The 18,506-nt window shown below is 40.2% G+C and carries 11 protein-coding genes; all 11 read left to right on the forward strand.

Features of this window, described 5'->3' with window-relative positions; all coding sequences use genetic code 11:
• Positions 1 to 457 precede the first annotated feature (457 nt).
• The 11 genes from ACKPCA_RS05150 (at position 458) to ACKPCA_RS05200 (ending at position 18,432) form a co-directional block, all read left to right on the forward strand.
• Positions 458 to 2,173 (forward strand): sulfatase family protein, encoded by a 1,716-nt coding sequence (locus ACKPCA_RS05150; protein WP_321281768.1) that lies wholly within the window; start codon positions 458 to 460, stop codon positions 2,171 to 2,173.
• Between the two features lie 98 nt (positions 2,174 to 2,271).
• The gene (locus ACKPCA_RS05155; RefSeq protein ID WP_321281769.1) at positions 2,272 to 4,710 is read left to right on the forward strand and encodes a GH36-type glycosyl hydrolase domain-containing protein; all 2,439 of its coding nucleotides are present in this window, start codon (positions 2,272 to 2,274) and stop codon (positions 4,708 to 4,710) included.
• Between the two features lie 137 nt (positions 4,711 to 4,847).
• The gene (locus ACKPCA_RS05160) at positions 4,848 to 6,476 is read left to right on the forward strand and encodes an MFS transporter (protein ID WP_321281770.1); all 1,629 of its coding nucleotides are present in this window, start codon (positions 4,848 to 4,850) and stop codon (positions 6,474 to 6,476) included.
• Between the two features lie 136 nt (positions 6,477 to 6,612).
• Entirely contained in the window at positions 6,613 to 8,301 is a 1,689-nt protein-coding gene (locus ACKPCA_RS05165; protein ID WP_321281771.1) for a polysaccharide deacetylase family protein, read from the forward strand.
• A gap of 12 nt (positions 8,302 to 8,313) precedes the next feature.
• Positions 8,314 to 10,707, forward strand: coding sequence for a GH36-type glycosyl hydrolase domain-containing protein (locus tag ACKPCA_RS05170; RefSeq protein ID WP_321281772.1), 2,394 nt, complete (start codon positions 8,314 to 8,316; stop codon positions 10,705 to 10,707).
• Positions 10,708 to 10,725: 18 nt separating this feature from the next.
• Positions 10,726 to 11,700 carry a glycoside hydrolase family 5 protein gene (locus ACKPCA_RS05175; RefSeq protein ID WP_321281773.1) on the forward strand — a complete coding sequence of 325 codons (975 nt, stop codon included), beginning with the start codon at positions 10,726 to 10,728 and terminating at the stop codon, positions 11,698 to 11,700.
• Positions 11,684 to 12,574 carry a DMT family transporter gene (locus tag ACKPCA_RS05180; protein WP_321281774.1) on the forward strand — a complete coding sequence of 297 codons (891 nt, stop codon included), beginning with the start codon at positions 11,684 to 11,686 and terminating at the stop codon, positions 12,572 to 12,574. Before ACKPCA_RS05175 ends, ACKPCA_RS05180 begins: the two co-directional genes overlap by 17 nt.
• A 146-nt stretch (positions 12,575 to 12,720) precedes the next feature.
• The gene (locus tag ACKPCA_RS05185; RefSeq protein WP_321281775.1) at positions 12,721 to 14,289 is read left to right on the forward strand and encodes a sulfatase; all 1,569 of its coding nucleotides are present in this window, start codon (positions 12,721 to 12,723) and stop codon (positions 14,287 to 14,289) included.
• A 28-nt stretch (positions 14,290 to 14,317) separates the two neighbouring features.
• A complete protein-coding gene (locus tag ACKPCA_RS05190) occupies positions 14,318 to 15,658 on the forward strand; it encodes a glycoside hydrolase family 5 protein (protein WP_321281776.1) in 1,341 nt (446 codons plus the stop codon).
• A 403-nt stretch (positions 15,659 to 16,061) separates the two neighbouring features.
• Complete coding sequence (locus ACKPCA_RS05195) at positions 16,062 to 17,288, forward strand: anaerobic sulfatase maturase (protein WP_321281777.1); 1,227 nt, start codon at positions 16,062 to 16,064, stop codon at positions 17,286 to 17,288.
• A gap of 10 nt (positions 17,289 to 17,298) precedes the next feature.
• On the forward strand, positions 17,299 to 18,432 hold the full coding sequence (locus tag ACKPCA_RS05200) for a formylglycine-generating enzyme family protein (protein ID WP_321281778.1): 1,134 nt from the start codon (positions 17,299 to 17,301) through the stop codon (positions 18,430 to 18,432).
• Positions 18,433 to 18,506: the final 74 nt, after the last annotated feature.

Genomic DNA, 18,506 nt, shown 5'->3' on the forward strand with positions numbered 1-18,506 from the left:
GAGAATTTGAAACTCAAAATATCATTTGGTAATTCTTATTTCCTTCCTGAAAAATTGATTGAAAAACTACTGTTTTTGATTCATCTATTTTCCTTTAGAGTATTCAAATACCCTGGTTAGAAAATCTAAAAAAAGCGCCTTGGTTTTCCTGTAGTAGGCTGGTAATTAGCTTTTCCAAGTGAGCTTCTTTTTTGCGCTCCAGCCCGATAGATCGTAAAACCTACCTTTCCGATTCATGAGTGAACCATCTTTCGTCCCCCTCAATCTATTTTTGCTACTGTTCCTTAAAGGTTAAAAACGCGGCCTTCTACAGTGTGCCATCGTTTGTGCCGATAAGGAACAAAGGATAACGAAACTCAAAGATAATTGATAAATCTTTCAGTTGGCTGAGGTGTTTTTATAAGTAAATAAAATTTGAGAGTAACCAGGCTGGTTGAAGGGAAAAAATAACAAATACATGAACGAAACTATAAAAACAAGAAGAAGCACAGGTCTTTTTTCAAGATCAGCTAAGAGCTTAAGTTTAGCGATGATGCCATTCTGTTTATTGGCAGGAGAAAACCAGGCGCAGGCTTCTGCACCTGTAAGTAAAACCGGTAATTCGGCAGGAAAGCACATCGCTTCGCAGCAGGAAAAACCAAATATCATCTTTTTTATTGCAGATGATATGGAGCGTTTCCAATTTAATTGTCTGCCAGAAGGGAAGGGGAAAAACCTAACCCCCAATATCGATCGTTTGGCGAAGGAGGGAACTGTTATGTTCGGACAGCATGTGAGTTCAGCTGTTTGTACCCCAAGCCGATTTTCTTGTTTGACCGGTCAGTATGCCAGTCGCGCCCAAAACAAAGGATTCTTGAAGGATACCAAGAGAATGGATGGGGAAACCGTGGTGCAATGGAATTCTTTTATGACACCAAAATCGAATTCAATTGCCAAGCTTTTGAAGAAGCAGGGATATACCACAGGTTTTTTCGGAAAAGATCATGTAATTGAGGCAGAAGGTTGGAGAAAACTTCCTTTGGATACGGATCCAACTTCGCCAGATGCTGTGAAAGTACTGAAACGCAATGCCAAACTGATTGCCGATGCCATGAAAAAGTGTGGCTTTGATTATGCAGGGGCAAATTATTACGATAACCCAAGCTACTTGGGACCTGAAAAGTTAAGATATCACAATCTGGACTGGATTACAGAGAAGAGTCTGGACTTTATGGATAAAGCAGAGGATCAGCCTTTCTTCCTTTACTATGCTACAACTGTTCCTCACGGACCAACAAATGCAGAACAGGCCTGGGATGCGGATCGCAGAATCACCTCAGAAGGAATTTTGGATAAAGCTCCGAATGTTCAGCCAGCCAAAGAGACAATTGGTCAGCGTTTAATTGATGCAGGATTGGCAACACCAGGAAATATTCCTGAAAACAAAGCCAATGTATTGTGGATTGACGATGCTCTTGGTGCTTTGATGCAAAGACTGGAAGATGAAGGAAAGTTAGACAATACCATTATTTTCTTCTTTAGCGATCACGGTCAGTATGCCAAAGGATCGGTTTACGAAGGCGGTGTAAGTAGCCCGTCAATTGTTTGGAAAAAGGGAGGATTCAAGTGTGGCAATAGAAATGAGGCCTTGGTTTCAAACATCGACTTTGCACCAACCATCTACGATATGGCCGGAGGAAAAGTTGAAAAAGTAAAGGCATTCGATGGAAAAAGTTTCTTACCAATACTTGATGGAAAGAAAGAAAAGATTCACGAGTCGCTTTATTTCGAAATGGGATTCTCTCGCGGTGTGTTGATGGATAACCACAAATACATTGCTTTGCGTTACCCTGAGTATGCCATGAACTGGACCATGAAAGAGCGTCAGCAGAAGTTGGATGACTGGAACAATTTCCGTATCGCAAACAAATTGAAATACCATTTCGATGATGCAAGTCTTCCTTTTTCACACTTGATGTTGATACCTGGAGGTGGTGATGCTGAATATCCTTCAACAAAACGCTATAAGCATTATTACGATGCCGATCAGCTTTACGATTTAAATAAAGATCCTAAGGAACAAGATAACCTGTACGAAAACGAGACTTACAGAGCCAAGTTAAAGGGATTGAAGAAAGAGTTGAAAAAGTATTTGAACGACTTACCGGGAGTTTTCGGTGAATTTAAGAATTAGAAATTAGTTGGTTAGAAAAGAGTAGGGCCTATTTGTTACGTTCTGCTCTTTGTCCCGAAAATGATCAATCGGCAACAGAAACATTAATGACTAAGAAAATGAAGTACGGATTTTTTGATGATGAAAGAAGAGAGTATGTAATTACTCAGCCCAATACCCCATTTCCATGGATCAATTATTTAGGTAACGAGGATTTTTTCTCGTTGGTTTCTAATACCGCAGGGGGTTACAGTTTTTATAAGGATGCCAAGTTTCGTCGCTTGAACAGGTACCGTTACAACAACGTGCCAATGGATAACGGTGGTCGTTATTTCTATATCAAGGACAATGACACAATTTGGTCGCCAGGATGGAAACCTGTAAAAACAGAATTGGACAAGTATGAGTGTCGCCATGGTTTGAGTTATACCAAGATTACAGGTGAAAAAAACGGACTGGAGTCAGAAGTTACTCTTTTCATTCCACTTGGGAATTGGTGCGAGATTCAGAAAATGAAATTGACCAATAAGAGTGAAGAAGTTAAAAAGTTTAAGCTTTTCTCTTACAATGAATGGTGTTTATGGAATGCCGAAGATGATCAAAACAATCTTCAGCGTAACCTTTCTACTGGAGAAGTAGAGATTGATGGTTCAACATTGTACCACAAAACAGAATACAAGGAACGTAGAAATCACTTTGCATTTTATCATGTAAATGCCGATATCGATGGCTATGATACCGACCGTGAATCATTCATGGGATTGTATAATGAAGCTTCAGGACCACAGGCGGTTTTAGATGGAGCTCCTCGCAATTCAGAAGCTCACGGATGGTCTCCAATTGCATCTCACTATTTCGAGATTGAGTTGCAGCCAGGAGAAAGTAAAGATTTGATTTTCGTTTTGGGATACGTTGAAAATGCTGAAGACGACAAGTGGGAGAGCAAAGGCGTTATCAATAAGATAAAAGCAAAGGCACAGATTGCCAAATTTGATACAGTTGAAAAGGTAGATGCTGCCTTGGCAGAACTAGCTGCTTACTGGGAGAATCTATTGAGTATTATTACGCTGGATCACGAGGATGATAAGTTGAACCGCATGGTAAACATCTGGAACCAATACCAGTGTATGGTTACCTTTAACATGTCTCGTTCTGCATCCTTCTTCGAGGTAGGTATCGGACGTGGTATGGGATTCCGTGATTCCAACCAGGATTTAATCGGATTTGTACACCAGGTTCCTGAACGTGCCCGTGAAAGAATTATCGATATTGCCTCTACTCAGTTTCCTGACGGAGGATGTTACCACCAGTATCAGCCACTTACCAAAAGAGGAAATGATGCCATTGGTGGTGGATTTAACGATGACCCAATGTGGTTGATTTTAGGAACAATTAGCTATATCAAAGAAAGTGGTGATTTCTCAATTCTTGATGAAATGGTACCATTTGATAATGATGAAAGCCTGGCTCAGCCATTGTTTAATCACCTGACAATTTCTTTCAATCATGTCATTAATAATTTAGGACCAAATGGCCTGCCATTGATCGGAAGAGCTGACTGGAACGACTGTTTGAACTTGAACTGTTTCTCAACCAATCCGAATGAGTCTTTCCAGACAACTGAGAACAATACCGAAGGTTCGAAAGCTGAATCATTGATGATTGCTGGTTTGTTTGTTGTTTATGGAAACGACTATATCGATCTATGTAAGCAACTGGGTAAAACAGAAGAAGCTGAGCGTGCTCAGAAAGCTGTGGATGCCATGAAAGAGGCTGTTAAAGCCAAAGGTTGGGATGGAGAATGGTTCCTTCGCGCCTACGATTTCCACGGAAATAAAGTGGGATCTGATGAAAATGAAGAAGGAAAGATCTTTATTGAATCTCAGGGATGGTGCTCCATGGCTGAAATCGGAATCGAAGAAGGCATGGTTGAGAAATCATTGAACAGTGTAAAGGAGAGATTGAATACACCTTACGGTATTGTATTGAATAATCCTGCTTTCACCAAGTATATGATTGAATATGGCGAAATCTCAACTTATCCTGCAGGATACAAGGAGAATGCCGGAATTTTCTGTCACAACAACCCATGGATTATTATCGGGGAAACCAAGATTGGTCGCGGTAAGGAAGCCTGGAATTACTTCAAGCAAATCTGTCCTTCTTATTTAGAGGAGGTTCAGGAGCTTCATAAGGTAGAGCCTTATGTGTATTGCCAGATGATTGCAGGGAAGGATGCCTACAAGCCAGGTGAAGGTAAAAACAGCTGGTTGTCAGGTACAGCAGCCTGGAATTTCTATGCCGTGGTTCAGTATATCCTGGGAATTCAGCCAGACTACAATGGAATTAAAATAGATCCTTGTATCCCTGAAGAATGGAAAGACTATACCGTGAACCGTAAGTTCAGAGGTGCAAACTACCAGATTGAAGTGGTAAATCCTGAGGGTGTTTCTAAAGGAGTTAAAGAGGTTTGGCTGAATGATCAGAAATTGGATACCAATATCGTTCCTGTAATGGATAAAGGAACCTGTAATAAGGTGAAAGTTGTTATGGGATAAAAGCAAGAACAAAATCAATGCTTAGTAATAAATAACTATACAGTGGATAGCCCGGCTTGGGACAGACAATTAGTCTGCCTCAGGTTCGGGCTATTGAAATACAATATAGACAAGACTTTTTAACCAAACGAAATTCTATGAATAACGAAAAGATACATATCAAAGAAAAGATTGGATACGGTTTAGGGGATACGGCCTCAAACCTGTTCTTTCAATCGTTCATGCTGTTTCTTCTGTATTTCTATACAGATGTATTCGGTATTCCTGCTGCGGCAGCAGGTACCATGTTTCTGGTAACCAGAATTTGGGATTCGGTAAACGATCCTTTAATGGGAATCTTATCAGACAGAACCAACACCAAGTGGGGAAAGTTTAGACCCTATATTCTGTGGTTGGCCATTCCATTTGGAATTATCGGAGTGTTAACATTTACGACTCCTGATTGGTCTGTAGCCAGTAAAATTGTATATGCATACATTACCTATACACTCATGATGATGGTGTATACGGCTATCAATATTCCTTACTCTGCCTTGATGGGAGTAGTTTCATCAAACCCTATTCAGCGTACAAGTTTTTCTCAGTACCGATTTATTTTTGCTTTTGCTGGGGCTTTTATTGTGCAGGGGATTACTCTTCCATTGGTTCAGCAATTTGGAGGGAACGATGATTCCGTTGTGATCGCAGAGCAGGTTCAGAATGAAATTGTGATCACTGAAAAAGGAACAGGAACATCTAAAATAGAATTGGAAGCTACTGTACCGGGCGAAGAGCCGATTGAGGGAAAAATATCACTTTGTGTACTTACTCCGGAAATGTTTGCTGAGGCAGATACTACAAGTGGACTACTGACCTTGCAGAAGGGATTTGAAAAGAAAACTGTGGCTGTTGCTGATTATATTGAAGGAGTTGACTTTAGTAAAGCTCAAATCAAGGTAAATGTAGTGAATGAACGCAAAGGTTTTATGTGGGCCATGGTTGTTATGGCTACTCTGGCAGTGATCATGTTCCTGATCACTTTTGCTACTACCAAGGAGAGAGTTCAGCCTGCAAAAGAGCAAAAAACATCACTTAAAGATGATATTAAAGATTTGGCAGCCAACAAGCCTTGGTGGATTTTGTTTGTGTTGGGAATCTTTACCTTATCCTACGTTTCCGTTCGAAATGGTGCCATCATGTATTACTTCAAATACTATGTGGGGAATGATGCCCTGGCCTCTGGCTTTATGATTGCAGGTACCATTGCAACCATTGCATCTATTACCTTAACAGAGTGGTTATCGAAAACTTTCGGAAAAAAGAGAGCCTACATCTATAGCATGATTCTTACCAGTGTTTTAACTGTTGCCTTCTATTTTGTAGGGAAGGACGACATCATTGCCATGTTTGTATTACAGGTGTTAATCAGTTTCGTATTTGGACCAACCGCACCATTGGTGTTTGCCATGTATACCGATGCAGCAGATTATTCAGAGTGGAAAACCGGACGAAGAGCAACAGGCTTGGTTATGTCGGCATCAACCATGGCACAAAAGTTTGGATGGACCATTGGTGGAGCATTGGCAGGATGGTTATTGGCTGCATTTGGTTTCAAAGCCAATGTAGAGCAAGCCGAAGGAGCTTTAACAGGAATTCAATTGATGATGAGTTTGATTCCTGCTGCGGGAAGTGTGTTGGCAGCCATCTTTATGCTATTCTACAAGCTGGATGAGAAGTTTTTAGGCGAAGTAGAACAGGAGTTGAAATTAAGAAGAGTAAAGGCGTAAGTTTTAATTGTAAATTGAATAGGGGCTGCAAGGCGTAGAGGTTTTGTTATTTGGTAGAGCACAGTCTGTAGTGGCGTACTCGATTTAGCAGCCCCTCATTCACTTGAATTAGTTCGAACTTGAAAAGTTGAATTGCATGAGTAAGAGATTAATTATATTGATTGGAATTTTCCTACTGGCAGCTTTGTCTGTCATGAGCCAGACAATTGAACCTTTACAGTCTGTTAAGACAAAGCAGAAGTTGCTTGCTTTCACATTTGATGATGGGCCGAATCCGCAGACTACTGCCGAAATCATGAATTTGTTTGAGAAAGCAGAAGGAAGAGCCACCTTCTTTACTATTGGGAGAAACCTATCGAAGCATACAGTCTTAGCCAAGGAGGTATTACAAAGAGGGCATGAAATAGGCAACCATAGCATGACTCATAAGCGTCCGTCGAAAACTACTACATCTGATGAATCTATGCAGGAGATTAAAGGGTTTCAGGATATGATAAAGAAAGAATTGGGATACTCACCAAGCTTGTATCGTGCCCCTTTTCTAAAGTATGATATGCTGAATAGTGGTAGTTTGGAATCTCTTGGCTTGAAAGCTGTAAATGCTTCCGTTTATGCCAGGGATGCAAAGAAAGATGTACCTGTTGAAGGAATCGTAAAACGAATTATGGATGATGTTCATTCAGGAGCGATCATTCTTTGTCATGAAAGACAACATACTATCAATGCCTTGAAACAGGTACTTCCTCAGCTAAAATCAGAGGGATATCAGTTTGTCACGGTATCGCAATTACTGTCTTCGGGAAAAGAGAGTTCTATTGCAGCCAACAATCCGCTGCTCAAAATAAAAGGAAGTAAATATCATTACATGAAGAATGGAGTGATGGTGTTTCCAAGACATTCAGCTAGCATATTGGCGATGTCGAAATCCAAAAGCAAGTTTAGTCCTGTAAAAGCGCAAACAACAACAGGAGTTATTGTGGCATTTAAAACGGCGAGTCCCAAAGTAAAAGTCAACTTTAAAGTATTGGAAGGAGACAACAGGGGGCTTGTGTTTGGAATCTTTGAAAATAAAGAATTCAAAGAGGCTAAGAGTTTTGGTAAAAAAGAGGGACCCTTATTATCCTTCGATATAGAACCTGCGCATAAAGGTGAAGAAGTTACTTATGAAATCAGTCTTCCGAACTGGGCCAATGTAGGTCTGGTAAATATTGAATTGGCCGAAGGGTACGACTTGAAGGAGATCAAATCGGAAAAGAAGCCTGTTTATGTAGCTTATGGGAATTCCATTACTCATGGTACCGGGCAGCAGGCAAGTCATCAAACCTATCCTTTTTTATTGTCCCGTGAAATGAACTGGGACTTGTATAACCTGGCAGTAGGAGGAGGGAAAACTTCTGTGCCTATGGCAGAAATGATCAGGGATGACTTTTCCCGTATCGATTACATGACCATCCTGATTGGATACAATGACTATAATGGAGAGGGAATATCAGCGAAAGAGTATAGCAAAAGATTAGAGAATTTCCTGACAAGCATACGTGAAAAGCACAGCCATACCAAACTGTTCTGTATTACACCAACCCATACAAAAACTCTGCGCAGTAAAAAGAGTGGGGAGAGTATTGCTGAATTTAGAAAGCATATGACTCAGGTGGTGGAAAAATTTCAACAGAAGGGAGATGGGAACATTTTCCTAATCAGGGGAGAAGAGATTTCCAAACTTGAAGACCTGAAAGATGCCGTTCACTTTAATGTGAATGGGGCCAAAAGCTTTGGCGATAAACTATCAAAAGAATTAAAGAAGAGACTAGCTACTAATAACTAGAGATTGAAGAAAATGAAGTACGGATATTTTGACGATAAGAATAAAGAATATGTAGTGGAACGACCGGATACTCCGGCATCATGGACCAACTACCTAGGAGATACAAACTACGGAGCTATTATAACCAATAATGCCGGAGGATACAGTTTTTATAAATCAGCAGCTCAGGGGCGCTTTACCAGATTGCGTTTCAATTCGGTCCCTATGGATCAGGCAGGGCGTTATCTGTATTTTCACGACAAGGAATCTAAAGATTTTTGGTCTGCCTCATGGCAGCCAGTTGGAAAGTCGTTGGAGCAATTTAAAACCGAGTGCCGACACGGAACAGCTTACACAAAAATTAGTTCGGAATACAAAGATATAGCTTCGGAAGTAACCTACTTTGTTCCCAGAGGAAAGGCTTATGAAACATGGATGGTGAAGCTTACCAATAAGGGCAAGGAGACAAGAAACTTAAGGGCTTTTCCTTTTGTAGAGTATGCTTGTAATTGGAATGCAGGGGATGATTTAGGCAACCTTCAGTACACGCAGTACATCGCAAAAATGTCGGTTGCTGATGGCATTATCGATCATGGATCGAACATCAATATGCCTGAAATGCCTGAGGATTTTCAGCAGAAGGATCAGCAGCGCCATACCTTCTTTGCCATGGTAGGAGCAGAGGTTTCAGGTTATGATACCGATAGGGATGTATTTATTGGCAGATATAACGGCTATGGTAATCCTGAGGTTGTTCAAAAAGGTGAATGCGCAGGCTCATTGGCCGAAGGAGGAAATCCTTGCGGGGTTTTACAGACAGACATTTGCTTGCAGCCTGGAGAAACTGTTGAGTTCGCCATTATCATGGGTATTGGAAGTGCTCAAAAAGAAGGTGCTGAAGTAAAAGAGAAATATGCAGACCTATCGATTCTGAAAAATGAATTGGAAGAGTTAAAGAACTACTGGCACAGTCGTTTGGAAGTAATGCAAGTTGAAACTCCTGATGCTGATGTCAACAGCATGCTGAATGTTTGGAGCCCATACAATTGTCAGATTACCTATGCATGGTCAAGAGCTGCCAGTTTAGTATATGCTGGAGTTCGTGATGGTTTAGGTTACCGTGATTCAGTACAGGATATGTTGGGTGTGATGCATTCCGTTCCAGAAGAGGCAGGAGAACGTTTGGAGCTATTGATTACAGGTCAGGCTTCAACCGGAGGAGCGATGCCAGTGGTGAAGCCATTCGCACACAAACCTGGACAGGAGAAAGAACCTGAGGCAAATGAATACCGTTCTGATGATTGTTTGTGGTTGTTCAATGCAATTCCTGAATATGTAAATGAAACCGGGAACTTTGATTTCTACCTAAAAGAACTACCCTATGCAGATAAGGGGAAAGATACTGTACTCGGACATTTACGAAGAGCCATTGAGTTTAACCTGGAGCGTTCAGGGGCCCATGGTATTCCTTGTGGATTGGCTGCAGACTGGAATGATTGCCTGGTGTTAGGATATGAAGGTGAATCGGTATTTGTAGCCTTCCAATTGCGTTATGGTTTGGCCAAATACATTGAGATAGCAGGTAAGCTTGGTCTGGAACAGGAAGTGGAATGGGCAGAGCAGGAATTACGAATTCTGGATAAGAGTCTGGAAGAGAATTGCTGGGATGAAGACCGTTACGTTCGAGCTTTTAGCGATAAAGGATTCCGTTTTGGAGCCAAAGAGAATGAAGAAGGTAATATCTTCATGAATCCACAGGTTTGGGCTGTGATTAGTGGTCATGCCGATAGAGAAAAAGCCGTAAAGGCTATGAATGTTGTTCACGACGATTTGTATACCGATTATGGTATCATGTTGTGTGCTCCACCATTCGAAAAATCAGATTTTGATATCGTTCGTGCCGTATTGTTCAATCCTGGTATGAAAGAGAATGCAGGGATTTTCAACCATACACAAGGATGGGGAGTAATGGCTGAAAGTATGCTGGGAAATGGAAACAGAGCATATAAGTATTATAAGAGCTACTTGCCAGCAGCATATAACGACAAGGCAGAAATCAGAGAGATAGAACCCTATGTATATGCACAGTCAACTCACAGTGTGTACAGCAAGAGATTTGGATCGTCCCGTTTGCCATGGTTGAGTGGAACAGCAACCTGGGCCTATTATGCAGCTACACGTTACCTTTTGGGAATTCGACCAGAAATCGATGGTTTAACAGTAGATCCTTGTATTCCGGATTCATGGGAAGGCTTTAAAGTTGTTAGAAATTTCAGAGGTGCTATCTATAACATCTCCGTTTCAAACCCTAATCGAGTGATGAAAGGAATTGCCTGCCTAAAAATGAACGGTGAAATTATTGAAGGAAACAAGCTACCTGTTGGCGAAGAAGGCAAAGAATATCAGGTAGAAGTAATTATGGGATAATCCTGGAAATAAATAAGTATGAGACAAAAAATTCTTATTCTAATAGCTGCTCTGTTTGTATGCGGAGCAGCCCTTGCAAAAGCTCCGGTTAAGAAATACGGAAAGTTAAAAGTTGTTGGTCGTCAGTTGTGCGATGAAAATGGGAGTGCTGTTCAAATCAAGGGGATGAGTTCCCATGGTTTGTATTGGTTTGCACACTGTATGAACAGAAGTTCTATGGAAGTTTTAGCCAAAGACTGGAAGGTTGATGCGGTGCGATTCGCTTTGTATCCAAAGAACTATAAAGATAATCCGGCATATTATACCAAGCAAATTGATGAGTTGGTTGAATTGGCGGAAGAATTGGGTTTGTATTGTATTATTGACTGGCATGCCATGGATTCAGGAAATCCAAATAAAGTGCTGGATGATGCGAAAGTTTTCTGGGAGCACATGTCTAAAACCCATGCAGGGAAGGAGCATGTTATTTATGAGATTTGTAATGAGCCCAATAAAACAACTTGGGAAGAGGTGAAGAAATATGCAAATGTGATTATTCCACTGATTCGTAAAAACGATAAGGAAACCGTTATCCTGGTGGGAACACCTGATTGGAGTTCAAATCTGGCAGCGGCAGCTAAGGATCCTTTGAGTTTTGAGAATATCATGTATACTTTCCATTTCTATGCAAAGAGTCATAAAAACAGAAAGGCATTTATTGAGGCTATTCAACAAATTCCGGTATTCGTTTCGGAGTGGGGGACCAGTAGCTACAATGGAGATGATGGAAATGATTACGAGAGTGCAGCCATATGGTTGGATATCTTGGCAGGAAACAATCCGGAGCAGCTTAAAATTAGTTGGATGAACTGGAATTTGAGCGATAAACCAGAAGCTTCATCTGTATTTAAACCAGGAAGCGGTGTGCGTCAGGAATGGGATCAGTTGACTGAAACCGGAGAGTGGATTAAAAAGCAGTTTGGAAAATTAAGATTATATGAAAGCAAAAACTAAAGGATTATTAGCCGCCCATGTTTCAGTTGTTCTTTTCGGAGCTACTGGTTTATTTGGTAAATTTATCATATTACCTTCTCCGATTATTGTAATTGGAAGGGTGTTTTTTGCCTCTTTTCTTTTATGTGCTATTTTAATTGTGATGAAAAGATCAATTAAATTAAGATTGTGGAGAGACTATAAGAGAATGATAGTTCTTGGTGTTTTATGGGCTATCAACTTAGTTTCTTTCTTTCAGTCGGTACAAGTCTCAACTGTTGCAATTGGAGTGCTTTCTTTTGCAACATTCCCTATATTTACAACCTTTCTTGAACCTTTATTTAATAAAGAAAAAATTACATATGCAAATGTCTTAATTGCTATTACAACTATGATTGGAATTGTTTTAGTGATTCCTGAATTCGATTTTGGTAATAGTGTTGTGAAGGGCTTACTTTGGGGACTTATGTCTGGTTTTTCTCTGGCTCTATTATCTATATTTAGCAGACGATATGTACCTAGGTATTCAAGTTTAGTAGTAACATTTTATCAGAATATGGTTGCAACAATTGTATTAATTCCATTTTTATTTTTATTGAAATTTGAACTTACAACTGGAAATATTTCCCTTTTATTACTTCTGGGTACAATTTTCTCAGCCATCCCTCATTTATTGCTCATAAATAGCTTGAATTCAACTAAAGCACAGCTCGTTAGTATAATACTTAGTCTAGAGTCAGTCTATGGAATAATATTTGCGATTGTATTTTTGAATGAATTGCCCACTGCTCGTGTAATTCTTGGAGGAATCATAATAATTGGTATGAGTACTTATGCTACCCTAAGATTTAGAAAGCAAAAAGGGGCCGATTTAGAGGCTGTAACGCAACTGTAAGTCTTTAGCATATTATTCGCAAGCTCATGAACATTTTATGTAGTCTGCAGGCTTTGAGTTTAGGAATTTGAAATTTCCTTTTTTATAACTCAGAGATATAAAACTTGATTTAAAAGCTTATTAAATAAGTTAAAAAAGAAATGAATATGACTAATTATATCATCAAAAAAGGATTGTCTTTTGCTCTGGCTGCTATTCCCTTATTAGGACAAGCACAGGAAAAGAAAAATGTTCTTTTCATTGCTGTGGATGATTTGAAACCTGTTTTGGGATGCTATGGTGTAGAGCAAATGAAAACTCCCAATATAGATCGACTTGCAAAACAAGGGGTGGTTTTTATGAATAATCATTGTCAGCAGGCGGTTTGTGCTCCATCAAGAGCTAGCTTGTTAACAGGAGTTCGTCCCGATAGTACCAAGGTGTGGGATTTGAAAACGAAGATCAGAGATAAAAATCCTGATATTTTAACCTTGCCGCAGCATTTTAAAAAATCAGGTTATATCACGACTGGTGTAGGTAAAATATACGATCGTCGTAGTGTAGATGCAAAGCACGACAAGGTTTCCTGGAGTGAGGAATTTGCTTTCAGTGGTGATGAAAAATACAAGAATACAGAGCTTGGAGAAGAAGTTCTGGGTCATTATCAGTCTGCTGAAACAAAGGAAAAAGTGGCTTTCTATACTGCGGAAGGGAAAAAGAAGAACAAAAAAGGAGGTGCTTTAAACAGGTATGTGATGAAGCGCATTAAACCTTCAACGGAGTGTGTGGACGTTCCTGATAACGCATACACTGATGGGGTACTTGCTTTATCTGCAGTTGACAGGTTGGAGCGATTTTCAAAGGATGAAAAGCCATTCTTCTTAGCAGTTGGTTTTAAGAAACCACACCTGCCATTTGTAGCTCCTAAAAAGTATTGGGATTTGTACGACAGAAATGAGCTGCCTTTGGCACCTTATCAAAAGTTTTCTAAAAACGGGCCAAAAATCGCTTATCACAAATCAGGAGAAATTCAGTCGTATAGCGATATTCCTAAATTGAAGTCTTTCTCAGATATTGGACCAGATCTACTTCCTGAAGAGAAACAAAGGGAATTGATTCATGGCTACTATGCATCGGTTTCTTATATGGATGCACAGGTGGGAAAGGTATTGGACGCATTGGATTCGCTTGGCTTACGAGAGAATACCATAATTGTATTGTGGGGTGACCATGGTTGGCATTTGGGTGATCATGGTCTGTGGTGCAAGCATTCCAACTTTGAACAGGCAACACGTTCTCCATTGATTTTTTCAACATCCGAGATACAGAAAGGAACAAAAGTGAATGCTCCATCGGAGTTTGTAGATATTTTTCCAACACTTTGTCAGCTTTCAGGTATCGAAGAGTCAGAACATTTAGCTGGAACCAGCCTTGTGCCTTTACTTAATGGAGAGAAAAAATCTGTTAAGGAATACTCGGTAAGTCAGTTTAGAAGAGGAAAAGCAATGGGATATGCCTTCCGTACCGAGAGATATCGTTACGTGGTTTGGATGGGAGAAAACTTTAGAACGACACAAGCTTTCAATAAAGATTTAATTGTAGGGGAAGAACTTTACGATTATCAAAAAGATGAATTGGAAACTCGTAATCTGGCTGGGAATAAAGAATACAAAAAAGTGTATGAGCAAATGAAAGCTACCAGTGTTGATTTTTTCCAAGCTCAATTCAAAAGATAGTTTAACCTGAAAAGAAATACGATAAGACATGAATCGAAAATTGATTTACTGCCTGTCTTTTTCTCTTTTTTTTCTATGTGCCTGTGGAGGCTCTTCCGTTGTTGAGGAGGTTAAAGAGAGTATTGAAGAGAATGTTGATGGAAATACCGACGACGATAATGATGATTCATCGGAAGAGGAACGGATTGAAGGAGTGCTTTATCCAGATGAATTGGTGCAAATGATGGGAAAGGGCTTCGATGTTGCCTGGTCTGAATTCAACAAATACATTGAGAATCATGATGAGCAAAAAGTAATTGATATTGCCGGGGCAGGTTTTACAATGGTGAGAATTCGTGTGAATAAACCCGCTACGGATGACCTGTTTTCGCATTTGGATGAACAGATTGATCAGTGTTTAAAGCATGGCTTGATTCCTGTATTGGCTTTCCATGGGCATGATGCTGAAGAAGGAGAGGACATGGAACAGGCAAAGCAAGTTACGGTTGATTGGTGGCGTACTGTTGCAGAACGATACAAGGACTATTCCGATTTGCTTGTGTTCAACCTCTTTGTTGAGCTGAATGGCAATTTGAAAAAAGACCATCAGCTTTTGAATGAGTTTTATGCTGATATCATTCCGGCAATTCGGGAATCAAATCCTTATCGAATTCTAATTGTTCCACCGGTTGGTTTATCAAAACCTGCTAACTTGCAATACATTCAATTTCCGGATGAAACGGACCCTTTTATTATGATGGAATGGCACTGCTATGCTGCCGGACCGGCTTTGGAAGGGAACAAGCAATGGACCACAGGAACTCCTGAAGAGCGCCAATTGGTGCTTGATCACTTTGAGGCTGCCAAGGAATACATGAAAGCAACTGGCCGCTCTACCTGGCTGGGAGCCTGGATGGCTGGGAATTACAACAAGGGAAATGAGTACGATATTCCAACGCAGGTGCAGTTTGCTACTTTTTTTGTTCGTGAATTGGCAAAGATAGAAGTGCCTTGGTGTATCAATACCGATGATAAGTTTTACGATTACCTGAACCTTACATGGTATCCGGAAGGAGAATATGGTGGAATTCCGGTACGTGATGTCATATTGGATACAGAAAAAGTTGCTCTCTATTCCGGCGAGGGATACCAGGGTGAAAGCTTGCGTTTAAGTCCTGGCGAGTACGATGAGGCTGAATTGCAGGCATTGAACTTTGACAATAAAATTTCCTCACTTATGGTTCCCTGGGGACTTAAAGTGATTGCATATACCGGGAAAGGATTTGCTGGAACTGCTCATGAATATACAAGAACGACACGCAGTTTTAGCAGTAAAATGGAGAATACGATTTCTTCTTTGAAGGTTATTGATTTGGAAACATACGATTAGTTGAAGAGATGATATAGTTTATTCCGGGAAAGCTTGTCTTTATATGGAAAACAAGCTTTTCCGTTTTGTCTCTGCCTTACTCAATTTCCTATACAGAACAAAGAAGGTTGAACTATTTTACCCCTATAATGAACGAAAAACCAACTGTTCTATTTCTAATTCTTGATATTTTTACACCGTGATACCGAAATCGTTTGAGAAGTTTTTTTCAACATTAGTAGGATTGTAAGTAATTTTATGTGTCTAACAAAGCAAGCTAATTACATCCTATAATCGTTGGAATAAGAATATATGTTTTCTGCTTCCCGAACGATCATGTTACGAAACGAATAAAAAAGTGTAATAACAAATTACCTTCCTTTTTTTGAGGGATTGGGCACAGTATTAAATGAAATTTTTCACTGTGGGAAAGGAAAAATATATGCTTAAAAAACAATTGAATTCAGTGCTGATAAAACCTTCTGGACCGGATTGTAATCTGGGGTGTACCTACTGCTTCTATTTGGAAAAAGTGGGTCTTTATAACCAAAAAAAGGTTCACCGTATGGATGAGGAAACCCTGGAGATGTTAATCCGCCAGGTTATGGAACAATCAGGACCGGAAGTGTCATTTGGATGGCAGGGAGGAGAACCTACCTTAATGGGACTGGACTTTTTCAGGAAAGTGATTGAACTTCAACAAAAATACGGAAACGGGAAAACGGTTGGGAATGGTTTGCAAACCAACGGCTTATTGTTGAATGAAGAGTGGGCCGAATTCCTAAAAGAGTACAATTGGCTGGTAGGTTTATCTTTGGATGGACCACAACACATTCACGATCATTATCGTCTTACTCCAAATGGAAAACCAAGTTGGGAGATTGTGTCGAAAAATGCCAAAATGTTATTGGACAAGGGAGTGGCTACAAATGTACTGAGCTGTTTGACTGATCATTCAGCTGATCATATCGAAGAGATCTACAATTATCACAAGGAAATGGGCTTCGATTTTATGCAGTTCATTCCTATTGTTGAGACAGATAAGGAGAACCCCAGAGCGGCTGCATCTTTTTCGCTTTCGCCTGAAAAGTACGGAGAAGTACTTTGTAAGCTTTGGGATCTTTGGATCAATGATTTCCAAAATGGAATTCCTACTACATCGGTTCGTCATTTCGATTCGCTTTTCCATACCTATGTGGGAATACCTGCACCAGAATGTACACTGCAGAAAGAGTGTGGAGTATATACGGTAATCGAGCACAACGGCGATGTATATGCTTGTGATTTTTTTGTGGAACCTCAGTGGAAATTGGGAAACATCAAGCAAGGGAAAATCATCAACATGCTAAACTCAAAAAAGCAGCATCAGTTTGGTTGCATGAAAGCCAAATTGCCGCGTAAATGTAAGAGCTGTAGTTACCTGAAACATTGTTTTGGAGGTTGTACAAAAGACAGAATCAAAGATCCTATGGACAATGGAATGCCGCGTTTCTGTACTTCATACAAAATGTTCTTTGCTCATGCCCACACCCAACTTCAGGAGATGGGAAGAAACTGGATTGCACAGCAAATGCAGATGCAGAAAGAAATGGAAGCTCAGCAAAGCGGAGGAACCTACAATGCTTTCAATGATTTTGTGAAAAAGGGATAAGGAGGAGATCATGCAAAGGAAAAATTTCAAAAACATTAGAATCGGAATCCTGATTTTAGGACCAATAATTTTGTTTTCCTGTTCAGGGAAGAATGAAGCTGACAAAAAAGTAAAAGAGGATAAAGAGTTGGCCAGCTGTTGCCAAAAAGTTCCTTCGAGATTTCCTTCGGATATCGCGAAAAAGCAACATAAGGGGATGGTGTTCATTCCTGGAGGAAGCTTTATGATGGGAGGAGACAATGAACAGGCTAGAAAAGATGAGTATCCAAAGCATAAGGTGGAACTTAGCGGTTTCTGGATGGATGTTCATGAGGTGACTAATGCACAGTTTAAGGAATTTGTAGATGCTACAGGATATCTAACAGTGGCAGAGCGAAAGCCCATATGGGAAGAGATGAAGAAACAATTACCCCCTGGAACACCAAAGCCAGATGAAAGTTTATTTGTGCCAGCATCGCTTGTATTTACGCCGCCAGCCTATCCTGTGAATGTGAATGTGAATGTGAATGTAGCACCTGTTTGGTGGTCCTGGGTTAAGGGAGCTAATTGGCGTCAACCTAAAGGTCCAAGTTCAGATTTGATAGGCTTAGAGAATCATCCGGTTGTACATGTGGCTTGGGAAGATGCCATGGCCTACTGTAAGTGGGCTGGTAAGCGATTACCAACAGAAGCTGAGTGGGAGTATGCTGCTCGTGGTGGATTATCCAATAAAATTTATCCTTGGGGGAATGAAAATGTGGATGAAGGGAGTGTAAAGGCCAACTCTTGGCAAGGACAATTCCCCAACCATAATACCCAAAGAGATGCTTTTTATGCCACCTCACCAGTAAAATCCTTTCAAGCCAATTATTTTGGTTTATACGATATGGCAGGAAATGTGTGGGAGTGGTGCTCTGATTGGTATCATGCCGATTATTATAAAAGCTTAAATGGGATTGTTGTTCGAAATCCTCAAGGTCCTCTTTCAAGTTATGATCCGCAAGAACCAAATATTCCGAAACGTGTAGTTAGGGGAGGATCATTTCTTTGTAATGAAGATTATTGCTCTGGATACAGGGTTGCTGCCCGAATGAAGACCAGTATAGATACCGGCCTATCGCATACAGGTTTTAGATGTGTTCAAGATGAAGATAACTTGAAATGACTATATCTCATCAAATTGCAAAAGTAGTGAATAGAGAATGAATTTGGTAAACAAAGGTTAATAAGGTGTTACTG

Origin of the sequence: Marinifilum fragile (genome assembly GCF_963677365.1) — a bacterium.
GTDB classification, from domain to species: Bacteria; Bacteroidota; Bacteroidia; order Bacteroidales; family Marinifilaceae; genus Marinifilum; species Marinifilum fragile.